Raw genomic sequence first — 20,233 nt, 5'->3', positions numbered from 1 at the left:
CAACATGACGGCGCTTTCCCTCGAGGACCGCGAGCGCGAGTACTCGCCGAGCTCGTGCATCGGCGGCGACTACGCGCCGTTCCTGCGCGCCTATGCCGAGCTGAGCGCGGCGGCGCTCGCGGGCCGCGCGGTGCAGCGCGATCTGCCCTACGGCGACTGCCCGACCCAGCGGCTCGATCTCTTCGTGCCGCCGGCCAGCGGGGCCGATGCGCCGCTGCCACCGCTGCTCGTCTTCATCCACGGCGGCTATTGGCAGGAGCTGTCGAAGGCGAGCTCGCTGTTCGGTGCACCCGGCGCCCAGGGCGCGGGCTTCGCCTACGCGGCCATCGACTACACGCTCGCGCCGCACGCGAGCATCGGCGCGATCGCGATCGAATGCCGGAACGCGCTGCGCTGGCTGCACGCGCACGGCGCGGCGCTGGGCTTCGATCCGTCGCGCATCCTCGTGGCCGGCAGTTCCGCGGGCGCTCACCTCGCCGCCATGTGCTGCGTGCGCGGCTGGACCGAGGACCACGACCTGCCCGCCGGCCTGCCCGCCGCCGGCGTGCTGGTGTCGGGCGTGTACGAACTCGAACCGCTGATCGGCACGTCGATCGACAAGGCGCTCTCGCTCACGCCGCGCGATGCCGCGAGGTGGAGCCCGATGCGCCTGCCGCTGGACTCATTCCCGCCGACCGTGGTCTGCTGGGGCGAGATCGAGACCGACGAATTCGAGCGCCAGAGCCGCGCCTTCGCCGATGCGCTCGCCGTCGCGGGCGCGCCCCGGCCCGAGCTGTTCGAAGTCCCGGCGCGCAACCATTTCGACGTCATCCTCGATCTGTCGGAGCGCGGCACGCTGCTCGGCGATGCCACGCTCCGGATCCTCGAGTCATTGCGAGACCGCAGCCCATGAAGGAAATCATCGACACCGGCCTGCCAGCGCTCAAGCAGCCGTTCTCATGGGCCGTGAAGGCGTCCGGCCTGCTGTTCACTGCGCACGGCCCGGTGCGCACGGACGGCAGCATCGACACCGGCCCGATCGCGCAGCAGGCTCGCCTGACCTTCGCCAACCTCCAGCGCGCGGTCGAGGCGGCGGGCGGCACCCTCGCCGATGTCACCCAGGTGCTGATCTACATGACCGACGTGAAGGACATGCCGGCCATCGACGAGGTCTACCGCGAGTTCTTCGAGGCGCCCTATCCGAACCGCTCCAGCATGGGCGTCGCGGGCCTCGTGGTGCCCGGCATGAAGATCGAGATCGTTGCCTACGCGGCGATCGGCTGAAGCGGCAGCAGCGACAACCGCCACCGGCCCAAGGTGCAACGCCGCTTGCACCTTCGGGCATCGGGCCTCGGGCTCCGGCGTGGCGTGGCCGCAATCATCCTTCGCTGGCTTGACAAAGTTTCCAGCCCCACCAATGCTAGGTCGCTGACATCGAGCACGGCTCGCAGGGACAGCGCCCCAGCCTCCACGGCCTCGCCACGGGCGCCATCACCCTCTGAAAGGAGATACGGACCCGGCATGCCCGCACCGAAAAGCCAGCAGCTTTCGCTCGGCGCCCTCATCGCGCTCGTAGTCGGTTCGATGATCGGGTCCGGCATCTTCGCGGTGCCGTCCGCGTTCGCGCGCTCGTCGGGCGCGGCGGGTGCGTTCGTCGCCTGGACGATCGCGGGCTTCGGCATGCTGATGCTGGCCTTCGTGTTCCAGACGCTCTCGCGCCGCCGGCCCGATCTCGACACCGGCATCTATGCCTATGCGCGCGAGGGCTTCGGCAGCTATCTCGGCTTCGCATCGGCGGTGGGCTACTGGATCGGCTGCTGCCTCGCGGACGTGGCCTGCCTGGTGCTGATCAAGGCCACGCTGGGCCAGTTCTTCCCGGTCTTCGGCGACGGCACGACGGCGGTCGCGATCGTCTCGGCGTCGATCCTGCTGTGGGGCGTGCACCTGCTCGTGCTGCGCGGCGTCAAGCAAGCGGCGGCGCTGAACACCATCGCGACCATCGCGAAGATCGTGCCGATCGTCGTCTTCATCGTGGTCGCCATCGTGGGCTTCAGGGCGGACGTCTTCGCGCTCAACTTCTGGGGCGGCGAGGCCGCGAGCCTGTCCGGCGTCGCGAGCCAGGTCCGCAGCACGATGCTGGTCACGGTGTTCGTGTTCGTCGGCGTCGAAGGCGCGAGCGTCTACTCGCGCTACGCCAGGCGGCGCGAGGATGTCGGAGTCGCCACGGTGCTCGGCTTCCTCGGCGTGCTGAGCCTGCTCGTGCTCGTGACCATCCTGTCGTACGGCGTCCTGCCGCGGCCGGAGCTCGCCGCGCTGCCGACGCCGGCGCTGGCCGGGGTGATGGCCGCGCTCGTGGGACCTTGGGGGCTGGTCTTCATCAGCGTCGGCCTGTTGATCTCCATCCTCGGCAACTATCTTTCATGGTCGCTCCTGGCGGCCGAGGTGCTGCATTCGGCGGCCAGGAACCAGACCATGCCGGCATTCCTCGCGCGCGAGAACGCCAACGAGGCGCCGGCCGCCGCGCTCTGGCTGACCAACATCGTCATCCAGGTTCTCCTGCTGGTGACCTGGTTCGCGGAGTACGCGTTCACGCTCGCGCTGAAGATGACGAGCGCGATGACGCTCATTCCCTACCTGCTGGTCGCGGCCTACGGCCTCAAGCTCGCATGGACCGGCGAGACCTACGACGCCGATCCGCGCAGCGCGCAGAGCGTCGACCGGGTGCGCGGCGCGATCGCGACGGCGTACGCCATGGGCATGCTCTACGCGGGCGGCCTGAAGTTCCTGCTGCTCTCGGCGGTGCTGTACGCGCCCGGCACCGTGCTTTACTTTCTCGTGCGTCGGGAGCAGAAGGCCCGGATCTTCACGCCGCCCGAGATGTTCGTCTTCGCCGCACTGGTGCTTGCCGCGATCGCAGCCCTGTTCGCACTCGCCTCGGGTGCCATCACGGTGTAGGGCGGCGATGCAGCGGCAGGCCTTCCCGATTTCTCATGGAGCACTCGCATGACGCGCTATCTCTACATCGCCCTGATCGTGATCTTTGCAGGCGTCGTCCTGTTGTTCAAAATCCAGAACCTGGAGTCGGTGACGGTTTCGCTGCTCTCGATGAGCGTGACCTTGCCCACCTCCGTGCTGGTCCTGCTGGTGTACGTGCTGGGCATGTTCACCGGCGGCTTCGTGCTCGGGCTGCTGCGTACCTGGACCCACAAGGCCACATCGCGCTGACCGCTTTCCACTTTCATCACTGCAAAAAGGAAATCCAATGAGCAACTTCTGGGACCTGATCCAACTGCTGCTGTCGACCTTCGTCCTCATCGTCTACCTGCTCATCCTGTTCCAGATCATCGGCGACCTCTTTCGCGATTCGGAACTGGGCGGCGGCTACAAGGTGCTGTGGATCATCGGCCTCATCATCCTGCCGGGCCTGACGGCGATCGTCTACATCATCGCGCGCGGCCGCGGCATGGCGGAGCGCCAGCGCGCCAGCCTGGCGCGCGCCAAGTCCGACACCGACGCCTACATCCGCAATGTGGCCGGCAAGTCGCCGGCCGAGCAGATCGCCGATGCCAAGGCGCTGCTCGATGCGGGCACCATCAACCAGCAGGAGTTCGAGCGGCTGAAGGCCAAGGCGCTGTCCTGATCAGAGGTAGTCCTCGGGCACCAGCGGCTGCAGCAGCAGCCGCTGGAGCGTGTTGAGCGGCGAGACGCCGGGCTCGGCGTCCAGCGTCTCGTCGTCGTCGGCCGCATCGGGCGGCGCCCACGCCAGCTCGCCGCCGCCTGCGGGCGCCTGGCGGACGCGGTAGGCCTCGGACTTCATGGCCTCGACGATGCGCAGCGCCTGCTCGGCGAGCGCAGGGCTTTCGACGGCCACACCCACCTCGGTGTTCTTGCGCGCCGAGCGCGGGTCGAGGTTGAGCGAGCCCAGAAGCACCACCTCCCTGTCGATCACCGCGAGCTTCGCGTGCAGCCGGCCCTTGGACGATCCGCCGAAGATCGTCTTGCTCTCGCGCGGCGCGATCGCGCTCAGCTCGTAGAGATCGACGCCGGACTTCAGGATCGCGGGACGGTAGCGCGCATAGCCGAAGTAGACGATCGCCGAATCGCTGGCGGGCAGCGAATTGGTCACCAGCGTCACTTCCACGCCCTTGCGCTGCAGGCTGCGCAGGACCGCGATGCCGCGCTTGCCGGGCACCAGGTAGGGCGATGCGACCACCAGTTCGGAGCGGGCGCCGAGCATCTGGAAGACGGCGCCCGTCATGAGGCTGCTGTTCTCGAGCTCTTCCTGGTCCTCCAGGCGCTTGGAGGGCTGGTCCGCCACGGCATACGCGAGGCCGGGCACCAGGGTGAGCCGGCGCTCGTGCAGTTCCTTGCCGACGGGCTCCTGCCCGAGGATGTCCCGGTCGGGAAGCTCGATCGGGATCCGCGTCGCATCGGCCGGCAGGAGCCGCTCGAGCGTCGCAGCGCGTGATGCAGGCTCGACGGCCTGCGAGGAGAACAAGCCGGCCGGGAACGACTCCTCGCTGTTCCAGTAGCGGTCGAAGATGACGCCCAGTTGCGGCACCACCCGCCCCGCGACGACCGCATCGAGGTCGACGAAGTTGGCGATCGGGCTGCGCGTGAAGTAGTCGTCCGCAATGTTGCGTCCGCCGACGATCGCCAGCGCGCCGTCGGCGATCAGGAGCTTGTTGTGCATGCGATGGTCGAGCCGCGGCAGGTCGCCGAGCGAGGTCAGGACCCGGCCCGCGAGGCTCGTGCGTGCGCAGCAGAAGGGGTTGAAGAGGCGGATCTCCAGATTGGGAACGCGGGAGAGCGCCTCGATCAGCGGCTCGGCGCCGGTGCTGTTGAAGTCGTCGATCAAAAGGCGCACGCGCACGCCGCGTCCGGCCGCTTCCTCCAGCGCCCGGAAGACTGCGCGCCCCGAGGCATCGTTCTCCATGATGTAGTACTGGACGTCGAGCGTGCGCGTGGCGCCGCCGATGAGTGCCAGCCGCGCATCCAGTGCGTACGAGCCCAGCGGCAGCAGCCGGAAGCCGGATTGGGCGTCGGGCGGAAGCCCGTCGGCCGCGATCCGCGCGAGCGGGCTTTCGTCGGGCGACGCCCGAACACTGTGGGACACCGGCCGCTGCACGCCGGTCGGAAGCGAGCCGCATGCACTCAATGCCAGCACGAGAAGAAGCGCCCACCAACTTGAATACCGCAGTGCCATATCTCCGAAGCTCATGGTTCCTGGCCAAATAGCCCTTCGTCACAGAAGCCGGCCGATCCGGGTGAAGATCGCGGCATGGTTCCGTTCTCGATTCTCGATCTTTCCCCCATTGTCGAAGGCGGCGATGCCGCGCAGTCGTTCCGCAACTCGCTCGCTCTCGCGCAGCATGGCGAGAAGCTGGGCTTTCGCCGCTACTGGCTGGCCGAGCACCACGGCATGCCCGGCATCGCGAGTGCGGCGACCGCGGTGCTGCTGGCTTATGTCGGCGCCGGCACCTCGACCATCCGCATCGGCGCCGGCGGCGTGATGCTGCCCAACCACTCGCCGCTGGTGATCGCCGAGCAGTTCGGCACGCTCGAATCGCTCTACCCGGGCCGCATCGATCTCGGCCTCGGCCGCGCGCCGGGCTCCGACCAGCGCACCGCGCAGGCCTTGCGGCGCGACCTTCAATCCGATGCCGATCGTTTTCCGCAGGACGTGATCGAGCTGATGGACTTCATGTCCAAGGAGCCGCGCCAGCCGGTGCGCGCCGTGCCCGGCATGGGGCTGGAAGTGCCGGTGTGGATCCTCGGTTCGAGCACCTTCGGCGCTCAGCTCGCGGCGCACCTGGGGCTGCCGTACGCGTTCGCCTCGCACTTCGCGCCGCAGCAGCTCATGCAGGCGATCCGCATCTACCGCGAGACCTTCAGGCCCTCGGCGCAACTGGCCAAGCCCTACGTGATGCTGGGCTTCAACGTGTTCGCGGCCGACACCGACGAGGAAGCCCAGTTCCGCGCGACCTCGTGGCAGCAGGCTTTCGTCAACCTGCGCAGCGGCCGCCCGGGCCGCCTGCCGCCGCCGGTGGCCGGCTACCGCGAGCGCGTCGGCCCGGCCGAGAACGCGCTGCTCGAATCGGTGCTGTCGTGCTCCGCGGTCGGCTCGCGCGACACGGTGCGCGCCCGCCTGCAGGCCTTCATCGACCAGACCGGCGCCGACGAGCTGATGATCACCTCGCAGATCTTCGATCATGCGGCGCGGCTCGCGTCCTACGAGATCGTCGCCGGCGTGCGCGGCGAGCTCAGCGCCAGGGCCTGAGCGCCTTCGGCGGCGTCCCGTCCCCCGATTTCCCCGACGCGGGCACCGGCTTGGCCGGGCTGAGACAATCCCTGCCCTATGGAAAAAAGAGCCCCCAGCTTGCTCACTGCGTGTAGCCGCGCCCCCCGAGGGGGCGCGTTTCATCTTGGGGCGGCCCGGCGATGAAAAAGCAGCGCATCGTGGTGGGCCTGAGCGGCGGGGTGGACTCCGCGGTCACGGCGCACCTGCTGAAAGAGCAGGGCCACGAGGTGGTCGGCATCTTCATGAAGAACTGGGAAGACGATGACGACAGCGAGTATTGCTCGTCGAACATCGACTTCGTCGACGCCGCCAGCGTGGCCGACGTGCTGGGCATCGAGATCGAGCACGTCAACTTCGCGGCCGACTACAAGGACCGCGTCTTCGCCGAATTCCTGCGCGAATACCAGGCCGGCCGCACGCCGAACCCGGACGTGCTGTGCAACGCCGAGATCAAGTTCAAGGCCTTCCTCGACCACGCCATGCGCCTGGGCGCCGAGAAGATCGCGACCGGTCACTATGCACGCGTGCGCTTCAACGAGAAGACCGGCCGGCACGAGCTGCTCAAGGGCCTCGATCCCGCCAAGGACCAGAGCTACTTCCTCCATCGGCTGAACCAGCAGCAGCTGTCGAGGACGATGTTCCCGGTCGGCGAGCTGCGCAAGACCGAGGTGCGCCGCATCGCCGACGAGATCGGCCTGCCGAACGCGAAGAAGAAGGATTCGACCGGCATCTGCTTCATCGGCGAGCGGCCGTTCCGCGAGTTCCTCAACCGCTACATCTCGAAGGAGACGGGCCCGATCCGCGACGAGCGCGGCCGCAAGATCGGCGAGCACCAGGGGCTGAGCTTCTACACGCTGGGGCAGCGCCAGGGCCTGGGCATCGGCGGCATCAAGGAAAAGGGCGCGCAGCGCGGCGGCGGCGAGCATGCGCCGTGGTTCGTGGCGCGCAAGGACATCGAGAACAACACGCTGTGGGTGGTGCAGGGGCATGACCATCCGTGGCTGCTGTCGCATGCGCTGGAGGCGGATGACGCGAGCTGGGTCGCGGGCCAAGCGCCCGCGCAGGGCGCCTATGCGGCCAAGTCGCGCTACCGGCAGGCCGATTCGGGCTGCGATCTCGGCGAAGGCGCCAATGGCGTATTCCGGCTGGACTTCGCAGAGCCGCAATGGGCCGTCACGCCGGGGCAGTCGGCAGTGCTCTACGACGGCGAAGTCTGCCTCGGCGGCGGCGTGATCGCTCGCGCCGTCTGAACGCTCAGGGCTCTTCGGGCGCTGCGACCGATTCGTCGAGGTGGATCAGGTCGAGCGGGTAGCGTTGGCCCGCGAGGAAGTCCTCGATGCATTTCAGCAGCAAGGGGCTGCGATGCCGCGCACGGCTTGTCCGGATCTCGTCCGCCGTCATCCACAGCGTGCGCACGATGCCTTCGTCGAGCGGGCGCTCGGCCTCGAACTCGCCGAGCGTGCCGGTGAAGGCGAAGCGCATGTAGGTGATGTCTTCCGCACGCCGCGTGCGGGCCATGTAGACGCCCAGCAGCGCGGTCGGCGTGAAGTGGTGCGCCGTCTCTTCGAGCGTCTCGCGGACGCAGCCTTCGGCGGGCGATTCGCCGGGATCGAGATGGCCGGCCGGCGTGTTGAGCATCAGGCCGTTGGACGTCTCTTCTTCGACGAGCAGGAAGCGGCCGTCCTTCTCGATCACCGCCGCTACCGTGACATTGGGCTTCCATCGCATTGCCATGTGCTTGCTACTCCTGGGTGGGCGCCAGCGCGTCGAGCTCGGCGGCGCTGGGCTTCGGCAGCACCAGCGTGACGGTGCAGCCTTCTCCCTCGGCGCTGTCGATCTCGACCGTTCCGCCGTGTCGCTGCACCACGGTGCGCACCAGCAGCAGTCCGAGGCCGACGCCGTGGACTTCGGGATGCGCCTCGTGATGCAGGCGGTGGAAGGGCTGGAAAAGCTGCGACTGTAGCTCGACCGGGATGCCGGGCCCGTGATCGCGGAATCCGATGCGCCAGTGCCGCCCTTCCTCGCGCACGCTGCATTCGAGATCGGCCCCCTGCGGCGAGTACTTGAGCGCGTTGCCCAGCACGTTGGCGAGCGCGCGCATCAGCAGCGTGCGATCGGCGATGCCGAGCGCCTCGTCGGGCGCGGCCACGAGACGCACGCGCACCCGGCGCTGCTGCGCATTCGCCCAGCCGTCGTCGATCGCCTGCTGCACCAGCAGGGCGAGGTCGAGCACTTCGGGGCGGAAGCGCTCGGCCTCTGCGCGCGCGAGGTTCACGAAGCCGTCGGCCAGCTCGAGCCCGGTTCGCGCCTTGCGTTCGATGCTCGCCAGCAGGCGATCGAGGGGGAGCGACCCGGGCCGCCGGCGGGCGAGTTCGAGGATGGTGAGGATCGAGGCGCTGGGCTCCCGCGCGTCGTGCGAGATGAAGCGCAGCGCCTCGTCGCGCTGGCTCTGCACGCGACGCATCTCGGTGATGTCGACCAGCGCGATCATCCAGCCCGCGTGCGCGTTGTCGGCGTTGAAGAAGGGCACGCAGCGCAGCAGCAGCGAGCGCCCTTGCGCATCCACGCCTTCGCCGCTGATCGGCCGCAGCTCCGCGACGAGCGCGCCGGGCGGCATCATCGGCGCCCCGGTGGTGCGGCGGCGGATGTCGGCCATGAGTGCGTGCGCGTCGCTGCCGATCATCCCGGAGGCCTCGCGCCCCCAGTAGGCCAGCGCGGCAGCGTTGGCAAGCACGACGCGGCCGCGGGTGTCCAGCGTGATGGCCGCGTCCGGCAGGTGATCGATGCCGTCGCGCACGAAGCGGTGCATGTCGCGCATGCTGTCGACGGCCGCGCGCGTGGCGTCCATCTGGCGGTCGAGGAAGTCGCCGGCGATGCGCCTTTGCGGTGCCGGCGGCCGGCGGCCCACGTCGCGCAGGATCTCGGCGGTGCCGCGGCGCAGGTAGCGCACCGCGGCCGAAAGGCGCATCAGGCTCCAGAGCGGATAGAGCAGCAACAGCCCCGCGACGCCGGCCGCGGGCGCGAAGAGCACGCCGATCGACGGCCGTCCGAGATGGATGCCGAGCTGGAGCGCGAGCATGGCGCCGATCAGCGCCACCACGCCCAGCGGCCGCAGCCAGAGCAGGCCGAGCAGCGCGACCGCCAGCGGCCCGAGATTGAAGAGCAGGTCCTGCCAGGGCGTCGCGATCACGACCGGCCGCCCGTCGGTCAGCGACTGCAGCACATTGGCGAAGATCTCGACGCCGGACATCAGGCCCGGCACGTCGGGCGAGGTGTTGGCATGCACGTCCCCGAGGCTGGGCGCCGTGGCGCCCACCAGCACGTACCGGCCCTGGAACACGTCGGGCGGCACCTTGCCTTGCAGCACGTCGATGGACGAGAGCGTCCTGAAGCGCTCCGGCCCGCGCGTGAACAGCAGTGCCTGCTGGTCGCTCTGCAGCCACGGACCCGGCGTCGCACCGGGCGTCGGCGGCGGCGCTGCAGCGGCGTGGCCGAGCGCCGCATCGCGCAGCGCGAGCGCGAAATGGGGGCGCATCCGGCCCGCGAAGCCTTCGTGCAGGTAGACGCTCCGAACGACGCCGTCCTGGTCGATCACGAGATGCGCATGTCCGATGCCGGCGGCCGCTTCGACGAGCGCGGGTTCGGGGAGCGACTCCGCCTGGGTCTGCGGCGCCGGCGCACCGACGCTCATCGGCAGCACCACGCAGCCGCTTTTCTGCATCGCCTGCGCGAGCGCCGCGTCGTCGCCAGGGTGGTGCGTGTCCGGGCCGATCAGCATCAGGTTCAAGCCGATGCATTTGGGCGATTGCGCGGCGATGCGGCGCAGCAGTTCGGCGTGGATCGCGCGCCGCCAGGGCCAGCGGCCGATCGCCGCCAGGCTTTTCTCGTCGATCGCGACGATCACGATGTCGTCGGAAGGCGGCGGCGCCAGCGCCGCGCGGGCGCTGTCCTGGAGAAACCGGTCGAGCCGCGGCAGCGGCTGGGTCAGGCTCAGGAAGGTGACGAGCGAGAGCAGGCCGATCGCCAGCAGCATCCACTGCCCGCGGCGCTGGAGCCAGCGGTGCAGCCGGGTGGTCCCCGCCGCCGCGCGGCCGGGACCTTGCCGGGGATCGGAGCCGCCCTGGCGGTGGGCGGCGCTGCTCATGTCGGCGTACCGGGCGGAGAGGGCGCGGGCGCCGAGCCGAACGGATCGAGCAGATCGCCGTTCGTGCACTCCAGGCGATAGCCCAGGCCGTACACCGCCGACAGCAGGAAGCCGTTGGCTGGCACCAGCGCGAGCTTGAGCCGTAGGCGCGAGATGTGGGTGTCGAGCGTTCGGGAGGGCGGTTCGTTGGCCTCGCCCCAGACGGCTTCGCGCAGGTGCTCGCGCGAGAGCAGCCGGCCGATGTTCTGGAACAGCAGGAAGGCGAGGTCGTATTCGCGGTGGCTGAGCTCGACGGCCTGACCCTTGATGCGGAGCGTGTGGGTCGCAGCGCTGAACTGGTAGTCGCCGAAATTCAGGTCGGTGCCATGCACGGCCGGGTAGGAGCGGCGCAGCAGCGCACGGACACGCGCCTGCAGTTCCCGGACGCGGATCGGCTTGACCATGAAGTCGTCGGCGCCGGCGGCGAGGCCCTCCACCATGTCCTGCTCTTCGCGCTGGTTGGTCACGAACAGGATCGGGATGCGGCTGTTGAGGTCCCGACGGATCCATCGCACCACGTGCGGGCCCTGCACGTCGGGCAGGCTCCAGTCGAGGATCAGCAGGTCGTAGCTTTGTTGCCGGAGATCGCGCAACAGGACCTTGCCCTCGGTGAAGCCATGGCACTCATGGCCAATGTCTTCCATCGTGTGCCGGATGAGTTCGAGCTGGCACGGCTCGTCGTCGAGCGCTGCAATTCGCATTCCATTCCATTCCCTGTATCTTGTTTTGGTGCGGCCCGGCGTCTCGTCCGTGGCGCGCGAGCGTCAGTGTACCCATTGCGCGCCGATTGCGGTTCACCATCCGGCTGCCTGCTGCACATGCTGAAATTGCTATCGATTTTGTAGCTGCGATGTCAATGAGGACAAGCCCTGCAAGGCATGTCGGTGCTGTGACAAAGGCTGCGATGCCGAGGCGGCGTCTTCATGTAAGCTCGGCGCCAATTCCAACGCTTCCCGAGGAGATCCCCCATGCTCATAGGCGTGCCGGCCGAAACTGCGCCAGGCGAAACCAGAGTGGCCGTCACGGCGGAAACTGCGAAGAAACTGGTGCAGCAGGGCCATACCGTGCGAGTGCAATCGGGCGCGGGCACCATCGCCAGCGTCACCGATGCGGCCTATGAGGCCGCAGGCGCGGAGATCACCGATGCCGCGGGCGCCTTCGGCTGCGAGATCGTGCTGAAGGTGCGCTCGCCCTCCGAATCGGAACTGGCGTTGATGAAGCCCGCCACCGTGCTGGTCGGCATGCTCAACCCCTTCGACGCCCAGGGCCTGCAGCGCCTGGCCGGCGCGGGCCTGACCTCCTTCGCACTCGAAGCCGCCCCGCGCACCACGCGCGCCCAGAGCATGGACGTGCTCTCCTCGCAGGCCAACATCGCCGGCTACAAGGCCATCATGATGGCGGCCGACAAGTACCAGCGCTTCTTCCCGATGCTGATGACCGCGGCCGGCACCGTGAAGGCCGCCCGCGTCGTGATCCTGGGCGTGGGGGTGGCGGGCCTGCAGGCCATCGCCACCGCCAAGCGCCTGGGCGCCGTGATCGAGGCTTCGGACGTGCGCCCCTCGGTCAAGGAACAGGTCGAATCCCTGGGCGCCAAGTTCATCGACGTGCCCTACGAGACCGCCGAGGAGAAGGAAGCGGCCGAAGGCGTCGGCGGCTATGCGCGCCCGATGCCCCAGAGCTGGCTCGATCGCCAGAAGGTCGAGGTCGCCAAGCGCGTGGCGCTGGCCGACGTGGTCGTCACCACCGCGCTGATCCCGGGCCGCGCCGCCCCGACGCTGGTCACCGAAGACATGGTCAAGGCCATGAAGCCGGGCGCGGTCATCGTCGACATCGCCGCCGGCAAGGGGCCCGATGCGAACGGTGGAATGACGGGCGGCAACTGCCCGCTCACCGAAGCGGACAAGACCGTGATCAAGCACGGCGTCACGCTCGTGGGCGAAACCAACCTGCCCGCGCTCGTCGCGGCCGATGCCTCATCGCTGTACGCACGTAACGTGCTCGACTTCCTCAAGCTCGTGCTGCCGAAGGACGGCGGCCTGAAGATCGACCTCGAGGACGACATCGTCGCCGCCTGCCGCATGACGCAGGACGGCCAGGTCACGAAGAAGTAAGCAGAACTCCGAGGAGAAGAAGCCATGGACCCCGTATCCCATACCGTCATCAACCTCATCATCTTCGTGCTGGCCATCTACGTGGGCTACCACGTGGTGTGGACCGTCACGCCGGCGCTGCACACGCCGCTGATGGCCGTGACCAACGCCATTTCCGCCATCGTCATCGTCGGCGCGATGCTGGCGGCGGCGCTGACCGAATCGGCGCTCGGCAAGACCATGGGCGTGCTCGCAGTCGCTCTTGCGGCGGTGAACGTCTTCGGCGGCTTCCTGGTGACCCGCCGCATGCTCGAGATGTTCAAGAAGAAGGACAAGAAGCCGGCCGCCGCCAGCGCTGCCGGCGCCACCAGCACCGCCAAGGCGGAGGGCCACTGACATGTCGATGAACGTCGTCACGCTCTTGTACCTGATCGCCTCGGTCTGCTTCATCCAGTCCCTCAAGGGCCTGTCGCACCCCACCACCTCGATCCGCGGCAACATCTTCGGCATGGTCGGCATGGCCATCGCCATCCTGACCACCGCCGCCCTGATCGTGCAGCTCTCGGGCGGCAAGGCCCTCGGCATGGGCTGGGTGCTGCTGGGGCTGGTGGCCGGCGGCGGCTACGGCGCCTACCGCGCCAAGACGGTCGAGATGACCCAGATGCCCGAACTGGTGGCCTTCTTCCACAGCATGATTGGCCTGGCGGCCGTGTTCATCGCGGTGGCGGCGGTCGTGGAGCCCTGGGCCTTCGGCGTCACGCCGCTGCCGGTGGCGGCGGCCGGCACGGTCAGCACGCCCGAAGGCGCGATGATCGTCGACGGCTTCCTGCGCTATGCGATCCCCACGGGCAACCGGCTGGAGCTGTTCCTCGGTGCGGCGATCGGCGCCATCACCTTCAGCGGCTCGGTCATCGCCTTCGGCAAGCTCTCGGGCAAGTACAAGTTCCGCCTGTTCCAGGGCGCGCCGGTGCAGTTCAAGGGCCAGCACCTGCTGAACCTGGTGCTGGGCCTGGCGACCATTGGCCTGGGCCTGGTCTACATGGCCACCGAGAGCTGGCTCGCCTTCCTCCTGATGGTGATCCTGGCCTTCGTGATGGGGGTGCTCATCATCATCCCGATCGGCGGGGCGGACATGCCGGTGGTGGTGTCGATGCTCAACAGCTACTCGGGCTGGGCGGCCGCGGGCATCGGCTTCAGCCTGAACAACGCGATGCTGATCGTGGCCGGGAGCCTCGTGGGCTCCTCGGGCGCGATCCTCTCCTACATCATGTGCAAGGCGATGAACCGCTCGTTCTTCAACGTGATCCTGGGCGGCTTCGGCGGCGAGGCGGCCACGGCCAGCACCGGCGCCAAGGAGCAGCGCCCGGTCAAGAGCGGCAGCGCGGACGACGCGGCCTACATGCTGGGCAATGCGGACACCGTGATCATCGTGCCGGGCTACGGCCTGGCGGTGGCGCGGGCGCAGCACGCGGTCAATGAGCTGGCCGAGAAGCTCACCCACAAGGGCGTGACCGTGAAGTACGCGATCCATCCGGTGGCCGGCCGCATGCCGGGCCACATGAACGTGCTGCTGGCCGAGGCCGAGGTGCCCTACGACCAGGTCTTCGAGATGGAGGACATCAACGGCGAGTTCGCGCAGGCCGACGTGGCGATCATCCTGGGGGCCAACGACGTGGTGAACCCTGCCGCGCTGCAGAAGGGCACGCCGATCTACGGCATGCCGATCCTGGAGGCCTACAAGGCCAAGACGGTGATCGTGAACAAGCGAAGCATGGCCGCCGGCTACGCGGGGCTGGACAACGAGCTCTTTTACATGGACAAGACCATGATGGTCTTCGGCGATGCGAAGAAGGTGGTGGAGGACATGGCGAAGGCAATCGAATAACGCGGCCCGCCACCATGACCACAACGGGCCGCACAGATTTGCGGCCCGTGCCGCTTGGATACCTCAAGTTACGATAGCGGCAATTTTCGTATCGAGATTCTGGAGACTTCAAACGTGACCGATCGCCCCTGGCTTTCAAGCTATCCGCAAGGCGTGCCCGCCGACATCGACGCTTCGCACTATTCGTCGCTGGTCGGCCTGATGGAGGAAAGCTTCACCAGGTACGCCGACCGGACGGCCTACAGCTTCATGGGCAAGGACGTGAGCTACGCCGAGGTCGACCGCCAGAGCCGCGCGTTCGCGGCCTATCTGCAGGGCATCGGTCTTGCCAAGGGCGACCGCGTCGCGGTCATGATGCCCAACTGCCCGCAGTACCCGATCTCGGTCGCGGGCCTGCTGCGTGCGGGGCTGATCCTGGTCAACGTCAATCCGCTCTACACCCCGCGCGAGCTCGAGCACCAGCTCAAGGACTCGGGCGCCAAGGCCATCGTGCTGATGGAGAACTTCGGCACCACGCTGCAGCAGTGCCTCGCGCACACGCCGGTCAAGCACATCGTGCTGGCCTCGATGGGCGATCGGCTCGGCTGGCTGAAGGGCGCGATCGTCAACTACGTCGTGCGCAACGTGAAGAAGATGGTACCCGCCTACAGCCTGCCGGGCGCGGTGCGCTTCAACGACGCACTCGAGAAGGGCGCGACGCGCAAGCTGCAGGCGCCGGCGATCGGCCCCGACGACGTCGCGGTGCTGCAGTACACCGGCGGCACCACGGGTGTGTCGAAGGGCGCGGTGCTGCTGCATCGCAACGTCATCGCGAACGTGCTGCAGTCCGAGGCATGGAACGATCCGGTGATGCAGAAGGTGCCGCAAGGCGAGCAGCCGACCAGCGTCTGCGCGCTGCCGCTCTATCACATCTTCGCGTTCACGGTCGGCATGATGCTTTCCATGCGCACGGGCGGAAAGCTCATCCTCATCCCCAATCCGCGCGACATTGCGGCGGTGCTCAAGGAACTGTCGAAGCACACCTTCCACAGCTTCCCGGCGGTCAACACGCTCTTCAACGGGCTCGCGAACCATCCCGACTTCAACACCGTCAACTGGAAGAACCTGAAGGTCTCGGTCGGCGGCGGCATGGCGGTGCAGGGCGCGGTCGCCAAGCTGTGGCTCGAGAAGACCGGCTGCCCGATCTGCGAAGGCTACGGTCTTTCCGAGACCTCGCCGTCGGTCACCTGCAACCCGACCACCAGCACCGCCTACACCGGCACCATCGGGGTGCCGCTGCCGAGCACCTATGTGAAGCTGGTCGACGACGAGGGCAACGAAGTCGCGCCCGGCCAGTCCGGCGAACTGGCGGTGAAGGGGCCGCAGGTCATGGCCGGCTACTGGCAACGTCCCGACGAGACGGCCAAGGTCATGACCGCCGACGGCTACTTCAAGACCGGCGACGTCGCGGTGGTCGATGAGCGCGGCTATTTCAAGATCGTCGATCGCAAGAAGGACATGATCCTGGTGTCGGGCTTCAATGTGTATCCGAACGAGGTCGAGGACGTGGTCGCGCTGATTCCCGGTGTGCTCGAATGCGCGGCGGTCGGCATCCCCGACGAGAAGACCGGCGAGGCGGTGAAGCTCGTGATCGTGAAGAAGAACCCCGATCTCACCGAAGCCGAGGTGCGCGCGTTCTGCCACGACAACCTCACCGGCTACAAGCGGCCGCGCGTGATCGAGTTCCGCACCGACCTGCCCAAGACGCCGGTCGGCAAGATCCTGCGCCGCGAGCTGCGCGACAAGAAATAAGGGTTCCGCCGGGGACCGAACCCGGCATCGCTCTTGCATATTGATGACGAATGTTTCGATTCGTCCTCACGCGTGCGAGCCTGCTCGTGCCGACCTTCATCGGCATGACCTTGCTCGCCTTTTTCCTGATCCGGCTGGTCCCCGGCGACCCGATTGAGACGCTCGCCGGCGAGCGCGGCATCGACGCTGCGCGCCACGCCGTGCTGCTGAAGGAATACGGGCTCGACAAGCCGCTTCTCACCCAATACGGCATCTACATCGGGCGCGTGCTGCACGGCGATCTCGGCAAGTCGGTGATCACGCAGGAGCCGGTGATGAGCGAATTCCTCGCGCTGTTCCCGGCCACCGTCGAGCTCGCGATCTGCGCGGTGCTGTTCGCGCTGCTGCTGGGCATTCCGGCGGGCATCGTCGCGGCGGTCAAGCGCAACTCGGTGTTCGATCACGGCGTGATGGCGACCTCGCTCACCGGCTATTCGATGCCGATCTTCTGGTGGGGGCTGCTGCTGATCCTGTTCTTCTCGGTGCAGCTCGGCTGGACGCCGGTGTCGGGCCGCATCGCGGTGCAGTACTACATCGAGCCGGTCACCGGCTTCCTGCTGATCGATTCGCTGCTGTCGGACGACAAGGGCGCCTTTCTCTCGGCGCTGCAGCACCTGATCCTGCCGGCCATCGTGCTGGGCACCAACACGCTCGCGGTGATCGCGCGCATGACGCGCTCGGCCATGCTCGAAGTGCTGGGCGAGGACTACATCCGCACCGCGCGCGCCAAGGGCCTCGCGCCGTTGCGCGTGGTCGGCGTGCATGCGCTGCGCAACGCGCTGATCCCGGTGGTGACGGTGATCGGCTTGCAGGTCGGCGTGCTCTTCACCGGCGCGATCCTGACCGAGACGATCTTCTCGTGGCCGGGCGTGGGCAAGTGGCTCATCGAGGCCATCGCGCGCCGCGACTATCCGGTGCTGCAGGGCGGCATGCTGCTACTCGGCGTGATCGTGATGCTGGTCAACGTGCTCGTCGACCTGGCGTACGGCCTCATCAATCCACGTATCAGGCAGGCACGATGAGCGCAGTTGTTGCTTCCCGCAAGAGCGCGCCGCCCGGGCCGTGGCGCGAGTTCTGGATTTCGTTCTCGGCCAATCGTGGCGCGGTGATCGGGCTCGGGGTGATCGCGTTCCTGCTGCTGGTGGCGCTGTTCGCACCGTGGATCGCACCGCATGCGCCCAACCAGACCGACAGCAGCGCCTTCCTCCTGCCGCCGGCCTGGCAGGCGGGTGGCTCCGCGGCGCATCTGCTCGGCACCGACGCCATCGGCCGCGACCTGCTCTCGCGGCTGATGTACGGCGCGCGGCTGTCGCTGTCGATCGGTGTCGCGGTGGTGGCGATCTCGGTCGCCGTCGGCATCACGCTCGGCATGGTCGCCGGCTTTTTCCGCGGCGTGCTCGAGATCGCGATCATGCGGTTGATGGACGTGATCCTCACGCTGCCGAGCCTGCTGCTCGCGATCGTGATCGTCGCGATCCTCGGCCCGGGGCTCATCAACGCGATGCTCGCGGTCGCGATCGTGGTGCTGCCGCACTACGTGCGCCTCACGCGCGCGGCGGTCATCTCCGAGGTCTCGCGCGACTACGTCACCGCCGCGCGCCTGAGCGGCGCCGGCACCTTGCGCCTGATGTTCAGCGAAGTGCTGCCCAATTGCGCCGCGCCGCTGATCGTGCAGGCATCGCTGGGCGTGTCGACCGCGATCCTCGATGCGGCGGCACTGGGCTTCCTCGGCCTGGGCGCGCAGCCGCCTTCGCCCGAATGGGGAACCATGCTCGCCGACGCGCGCGAGTTCGTGCTGCGCGCGTGGTGGGTCGTCACCTTCCCGGGCCTTGCAATCCTCGCGGCCGTGCTCGCCTTCAACCTGCTGGGCGACGGCCTGCGCGACGCGCTCGATCCCAAACTGAAGCGATAGCCATGGCACTGCTCGACATCCGCGATCTCCATGTGGAGTTCCCCTCGCAAGGCGGCACCTTGCACGCGGTCGATGGCGTGAGCCTGCGGCTCGAAGAAGGCGAAGTGCTCGGCATCGTCGGCGAATCGGGCTCGGGCAAGAGCGTCACGATGATGGCGCTGATGGGCCTGATCGGCTGGCCCGGCCAGGTGCGTGCGCAGCATCTGCGCTTCGCGGGGCACGACCTGCTCGGCATTTCGGACAAGGCGCGGCGCGGCCTCGTCGGCAAGGACATCGCGATGATCTTCCAGGAGCCGACGACCAGCCTCAACCCCTGCTTCACGATCGGCTGGCAGCTCATGGAAACGCTGCGGCTGCACCTGCGCCTTCGCAAGCGCGAAGCGAAGAAGCGCGCGATCGAGCTGCTCGAGCAGGTCGGCATCCCGGCCGCGTCGTCGCGGCTCGGCAGCTATCCGCACCAACTGTCGGGCGGCATGAACCAGCGCGTGATGATCGCGATGGCGATCGCCTGCAACCCGCGCCTCCTGATCGCCGACGAGCCGACCACCGCGCTCGACGTGACGATCCAGGCGCAGATACTCGACCTGCTGCGCACGCTGCAGAAGGAGCGCGGCATGGGCCTCGTGCTGATCACGCACAACATGGGCGTGGTCAGCGAGATGGCACAGCGCGTGGCCGTGATGTATGCCGGCCAGTTGATGGAAGAGCGCGGCGTGGACGAGCTCTTCGCGATGCCGCAGCACCCGTATACCGCCGCACTGCTCGCCGCATTGCCCGAGCGCGCGGTCGGCGAAGAGCGCCTCGCCACCATCGCCGGCGTGGTGCCGGGCGTGCATGACCGGCCCGCCGGCTGCCTGTTCGCACCGCGCTGCGCCTATGCCACGCCGCATTCGCATGCCGTGCGGCCCGAGCTGCGCGAATGGCTCGGCGGGCAGGTGCGCTGCCACTATCCGCTCGGCGATCCAGAACGGGACGCGCACCGCCTGCGCGATGGCGGCCAGGTCGTGGAGTTCGTCCGATGAGCGAGGTGGTGGTCGAGGCGAGGGACCTGCAGCGCGTCTACACCGTGCGGCGCGGGCTGTTCCACGCACCGGCGCATCTGCAGGCCGTCGGCAGCATCTCCTTCAAGCTGGAGAAGGGCCGCACGCTCGCGGTGGTCGGCGAATCGGGCTGCGGCAAGTCGACGCTCGCGCGCATGGTGGCGCTGATCGAGCAGCCCACCGCCGGCGCGCTCACGCTGGTGGGCACCGATGCGGTCCATCCGCCCGCCGAGCGCAAGCGCGAGCTGCGGCGCGCGGTGCAGCTGGTGTTCCAGAACCCCTACGGCTCGCTCAATCCGCGCAAGAAGATCGCGGCCGTGCTCGAGGACCCGCTCGCGATCAACACCACGCTCGGCAAGGCGGAGCGCGCCGCGAAGGCGCGCGAGATGCTCGCCCGCGTCGGCCTCAGGCCCGAATACGCGAACCGCTATCCGCACATGTTCTCCGGCGGACAGCGCCAGCGCATCGCGATCGCGCGCGCGCTCATGCTCGGACCGCAACTGGTGGTGGCCGACGAGCCGGTGTCGGCGCTCGATGTCTCGATCCAGGCGCAGGTGCTGAACCTGCTCGCGGACCTGCAGGCGGAGCTGGGCCTGTCGTATCTCTTCATCTCGCACGACCTCGGCGTGGTGCGGCACATCGCGCACGACGTGCTGGTGATGTACCTCGGCCATGCGGTCGAGCAGGGCCCCAAGGCGCGCATCTTCGCGCGGCCGCTTCATCCCTACACGCAGGCGCTGCTGGCGTCGACGCCGGGCCTGGGCGGGGGCCGCATCGTGCTCAAGGGCGAGCTGCCTTCGCCGCTCGCGCCGCCGCCGGGCTGCGTGTTCAACACGCGCTGCGCGCACGCCACCGAGCGTTGCCGCATCGAGCGTCCGCTGCCGCGCCTGCTCGACGATCGTCTGGTGGCCTGCCACCATGCCGAGAAGTTCCTGGATGGTGCGGCCGAGCATCACGCCGATCGCGCCGATCATCCCCCGTCCGCCGTTGTGCGGGCTCAACCCTGAAGGAGC

General features: G+C 68.2%; 19 protein-coding genes. 15 read left to right on the top strand and 4 right to left on the bottom strand.

The features are described 5' to 3' along the window. Window positions 1-4 precede the first annotated feature (4 nt). The 5 genes from VAR608DRAFT_RS35460 (at window position 5) to VAR608DRAFT_RS35440 (ending at window position 3,619) form a co-directional block, all read left to right on the top strand. Window positions 5-892: an alpha/beta hydrolase gene (locus tag VAR608DRAFT_RS35460; RefSeq protein WP_088959162.1), complete on the top strand. Its 888-nt coding sequence runs from the start codon at window positions 5-7 to the stop codon at window positions 890-892. Beyond that, a complete protein-coding gene (locus VAR608DRAFT_RS35455; protein WP_088958314.1) occupies window positions 889-1,263 on the top strand; it encodes a RidA family protein in 375 nt (124 codons plus the stop codon). The genes VAR608DRAFT_RS35460 and VAR608DRAFT_RS35455 overlap by 4 nt, the downstream gene beginning before the upstream one ends. 237 nt (window positions 1,264-1,500) lie before the next feature. Next, window positions 1,501-2,934, top strand: coding sequence for a basic amino acid/polyamine antiporter (locus VAR608DRAFT_RS35450; RefSeq protein WP_088958313.1), 1,434 nt, complete (start codon window positions 1,501-1,503; stop codon window positions 2,932-2,934). A gap of 48 nt (window positions 2,935-2,982) precedes the next feature. Beyond that, window positions 2,983-3,204 carry a DUF1049 domain-containing protein gene (locus VAR608DRAFT_RS35445; RefSeq protein ID WP_088958312.1) on the top strand — a complete coding sequence of 74 codons (222 nt, stop codon included), beginning with the start codon at window positions 2,983-2,985 and terminating at the stop codon, window positions 3,202-3,204. 37 nt (window positions 3,205-3,241) lie between these two features. Further along, window positions 3,242-3,619, top strand: coding sequence for an SHOCT domain-containing protein (locus VAR608DRAFT_RS35440; RefSeq protein WP_088958311.1), 378 nt, complete (start codon window positions 3,242-3,244; stop codon window positions 3,617-3,619). Here the strand turns inward: VAR608DRAFT_RS35440 and VAR608DRAFT_RS35435 are convergent, their stop codons facing one another. Further along, window positions 3,620-5,095 carry a phospholipase D-like domain-containing protein gene (locus VAR608DRAFT_RS35435; protein ID WP_172843943.1) on the bottom strand — a complete coding sequence of 492 codons (1,476 nt, stop codon included), beginning with the start codon at window positions 5,093-5,095 and terminating at the stop codon, window positions 3,620-3,622. Between the two features lie 165 nt (window positions 5,096-5,260). Here VAR608DRAFT_RS35435 and VAR608DRAFT_RS35430 point away from each other — a divergent pair, with 165 nt between their 5' ends. Continuing rightward, complete coding sequence (locus VAR608DRAFT_RS35430; protein WP_088958309.1) at window positions 5,261-6,259, top strand: LLM class flavin-dependent oxidoreductase; 999 nt, start codon at window positions 5,261-5,263, stop codon at window positions 6,257-6,259. 161 nt (window positions 6,260-6,420) lie between these two features. Then, window positions 6,421-7,530, top strand: a complete 1,110-nt coding sequence (gene mnmA / locus VAR608DRAFT_RS35425; protein WP_088958308.1) for a tRNA 2-thiouridine(34) synthase MnmA — start codon at window positions 6,421-6,423, stop codon at window positions 7,528-7,530. Between the two features lie 4 nt (window positions 7,531-7,534). On the opposite strand, the gene VAR608DRAFT_RS35420 is transcribed toward mnmA, so the two are convergent. The 3 genes from VAR608DRAFT_RS35420 to VAR608DRAFT_RS35410 are packed head-to-tail and all read right to left on the bottom strand — an operon-like array spanning window position 7,535 to window position 11,164. Further along, entirely contained in the window at window positions 7,535-8,014 is a 480-nt protein-coding gene (locus VAR608DRAFT_RS35420) for an NUDIX hydrolase (RefSeq protein ID WP_088958307.1), read from the bottom strand. A 7-nt stretch (window positions 8,015-8,021) separates the two neighbouring features. Then, on the bottom strand, window positions 8,022-10,424 hold the full coding sequence (locus VAR608DRAFT_RS35415; RefSeq protein WP_088958306.1) for a CHASE2 domain-containing protein: 2,403 nt from the start codon (window positions 10,422-10,424) through the stop codon (window positions 8,022-8,024). Continuing rightward, window positions 10,421-11,164, bottom strand: a complete 744-nt coding sequence (locus VAR608DRAFT_RS35410) for a response regulator transcription factor (protein ID WP_088958305.1) — start codon at window positions 11,162-11,164, stop codon at window positions 10,421-10,423. The genes VAR608DRAFT_RS35415 and VAR608DRAFT_RS35410 overlap by 4 nt, the downstream gene beginning before the upstream one ends. Before the next feature lie 267 nt (window positions 11,165-11,431). Here VAR608DRAFT_RS35410 and VAR608DRAFT_RS35405 point away from each other — a divergent pair, with 267 nt between their 5' ends. The 8 genes from VAR608DRAFT_RS35405 (at window position 11,432) to VAR608DRAFT_RS35370 (ending at window position 20,227) form a co-directional block, all read left to right on the top strand. After that, complete coding sequence (locus VAR608DRAFT_RS35405) at window positions 11,432-12,574, top strand: Re/Si-specific NAD(P)(+) transhydrogenase subunit alpha (protein ID WP_088958304.1); 1,143 nt, start codon at window positions 11,432-11,434, stop codon at window positions 12,572-12,574. Window positions 12,575-12,598: 24 nt separating this feature from the next. Continuing rightward, window positions 12,599-12,949, top strand: coding sequence for an NAD(P) transhydrogenase subunit alpha (locus tag VAR608DRAFT_RS35400; protein WP_088954359.1), 351 nt, complete (start codon window positions 12,599-12,601; stop codon window positions 12,947-12,949). Between the two features lies 1 nt (window position 12,950). Next, entirely contained in the window at window positions 12,951-14,438 is a 1,488-nt protein-coding gene (locus VAR608DRAFT_RS35395) for an NAD(P)(+) transhydrogenase (Re/Si-specific) subunit beta (protein WP_088958303.1), read from the top strand. Window positions 14,439-14,552: 114 nt separating this feature from the next. Further along, a complete protein-coding gene (locus VAR608DRAFT_RS35390; protein WP_088958302.1) occupies window positions 14,553-16,229 on the top strand; it encodes a long-chain-fatty-acid--CoA ligase in 1,677 nt (558 codons plus the stop codon). A 50-nt stretch (window positions 16,230-16,279) separates the two neighbouring features. Next, a complete protein-coding gene (locus tag VAR608DRAFT_RS35385) occupies window positions 16,280-17,290 on the top strand; it encodes an ABC transporter permease subunit (RefSeq protein WP_088958301.1) in 1,011 nt (336 codons plus the stop codon). Beyond that, the gene (locus tag VAR608DRAFT_RS35380) at window positions 17,287-18,180 is read left to right on the top strand and encodes an ABC transporter permease subunit (protein ID WP_088958300.1); all 894 of its coding nucleotides are present in this window, start codon (window positions 17,287-17,289) and stop codon (window positions 18,178-18,180) included. Before VAR608DRAFT_RS35385 ends, VAR608DRAFT_RS35380 begins: the two co-directional genes overlap by 4 nt. A gap of 2 nt (window positions 18,181-18,182) precedes the next feature. Further along, complete coding sequence (locus tag VAR608DRAFT_RS35375) at window positions 18,183-19,202, top strand: ABC transporter ATP-binding protein (protein ID WP_088958299.1); 1,020 nt, start codon at window positions 18,183-18,185, stop codon at window positions 19,200-19,202. Next, complete coding sequence (locus VAR608DRAFT_RS35370; protein WP_088958298.1) at window positions 19,199-20,227, top strand: dipeptide ABC transporter ATP-binding protein; 1,029 nt, start codon at window positions 19,199-19,201, stop codon at window positions 20,225-20,227. Before VAR608DRAFT_RS35375 ends, VAR608DRAFT_RS35370 begins: the two co-directional genes overlap by 4 nt. Window positions 20,228-20,233: the final 6 nt, after the last annotated feature.

Source organism: Variovorax sp. HW608 (assembly GCF_900090195.1).
Classification (GTDB): domain Bacteria; phylum Pseudomonadota; class Gammaproteobacteria; order Burkholderiales; family Burkholderiaceae_C; genus Variovorax.
Note: the sequence above shows the minus strand (reverse complement) of the source record. Positions and strands in the feature narration are given on the sequence as shown.

Coding starts and splice junctions, on each gene's coding strand:
- VAR608DRAFT_RS35450 (WP_088958313.1), top strand. CDS start 1,501: ATGCCCGCACCGAAAAGCCAGCAGCTTTCGCTCGGCGCCCTCATCGCG.
- VAR608DRAFT_RS35380 (WP_088958300.1), top strand. CDS start 17,287: ATGAGCGCAGTTGTTGCTTCCCGCAAGAGCGCGCCGCCCGGGCCGTGG.
- VAR608DRAFT_RS35430 (WP_088958309.1), top strand. CDS start 5,261: ATGGTTCCGTTCTCGATTCTCGATCTTTCCCCCATTGTCGAAGGCGGC.
- VAR608DRAFT_RS35460 (WP_088959162.1), top strand. CDS start 5: ATGACGGCGCTTTCCCTCGAGGACCGCGAGCGCGAGTACTCGCCGAGC.
- VAR608DRAFT_RS35405 (WP_088958304.1), top strand. CDS start 11,432: ATGCTCATAGGCGTGCCGGCCGAAACTGCGCCAGGCGAAACCAGAGTG.
- VAR608DRAFT_RS35410 (WP_088958305.1), bottom strand. CDS start 11,164: ATGCGAATTGCAGCGCTCGACGACGAGCCGTGCCAGCTCGAACTCATC.
- VAR608DRAFT_RS35415 (WP_088958306.1), bottom strand. CDS start 10,424: ATGAGCAGCGCCGCCCACCGCCAGGGCGGCTCCGATCCCCGGCAAGGT.
- VAR608DRAFT_RS35440 (WP_088958311.1), top strand. CDS start 3,242: ATGAGCAACTTCTGGGACCTGATCCAACTGCTGCTGTCGACCTTCGTC.
- mnmA (WP_088958308.1), top strand. CDS start 6,421: ATGAAAAAGCAGCGCATCGTGGTGGGCCTGAGCGGCGGGGTGGACTCC.
- VAR608DRAFT_RS35400 (WP_088954359.1), top strand. CDS start 12,599: ATGGACCCCGTATCCCATACCGTCATCAACCTCATCATCTTCGTGCTG.
- VAR608DRAFT_RS35385 (WP_088958301.1), top strand. CDS start 16,280: ATGTTTCGATTCGTCCTCACGCGTGCGAGCCTGCTCGTGCCGACCTTC.
- VAR608DRAFT_RS35445 (WP_088958312.1), top strand. CDS start 2,983: ATGACGCGCTATCTCTACATCGCCCTGATCGTGATCTTTGCAGGCGTC.
- VAR608DRAFT_RS35420 (WP_088958307.1), bottom strand. CDS start 8,014: ATGGCAATGCGATGGAAGCCCAATGTCACGGTAGCGGCGGTGATCGAG.
- VAR608DRAFT_RS35375 (WP_088958299.1), top strand. CDS start 18,183: ATGGCACTGCTCGACATCCGCGATCTCCATGTGGAGTTCCCCTCGCAA.
- VAR608DRAFT_RS35395 (WP_088958303.1), top strand. CDS start 12,951: ATGTCGATGAACGTCGTCACGCTCTTGTACCTGATCGCCTCGGTCTGC.
- VAR608DRAFT_RS35455 (WP_088958314.1), top strand. CDS start 889: ATGAAGGAAATCATCGACACCGGCCTGCCAGCGCTCAAGCAGCCGTTC.
- VAR608DRAFT_RS35370 (WP_088958298.1), top strand. CDS start 19,199: ATGAGCGAGGTGGTGGTCGAGGCGAGGGACCTGCAGCGCGTCTACACC.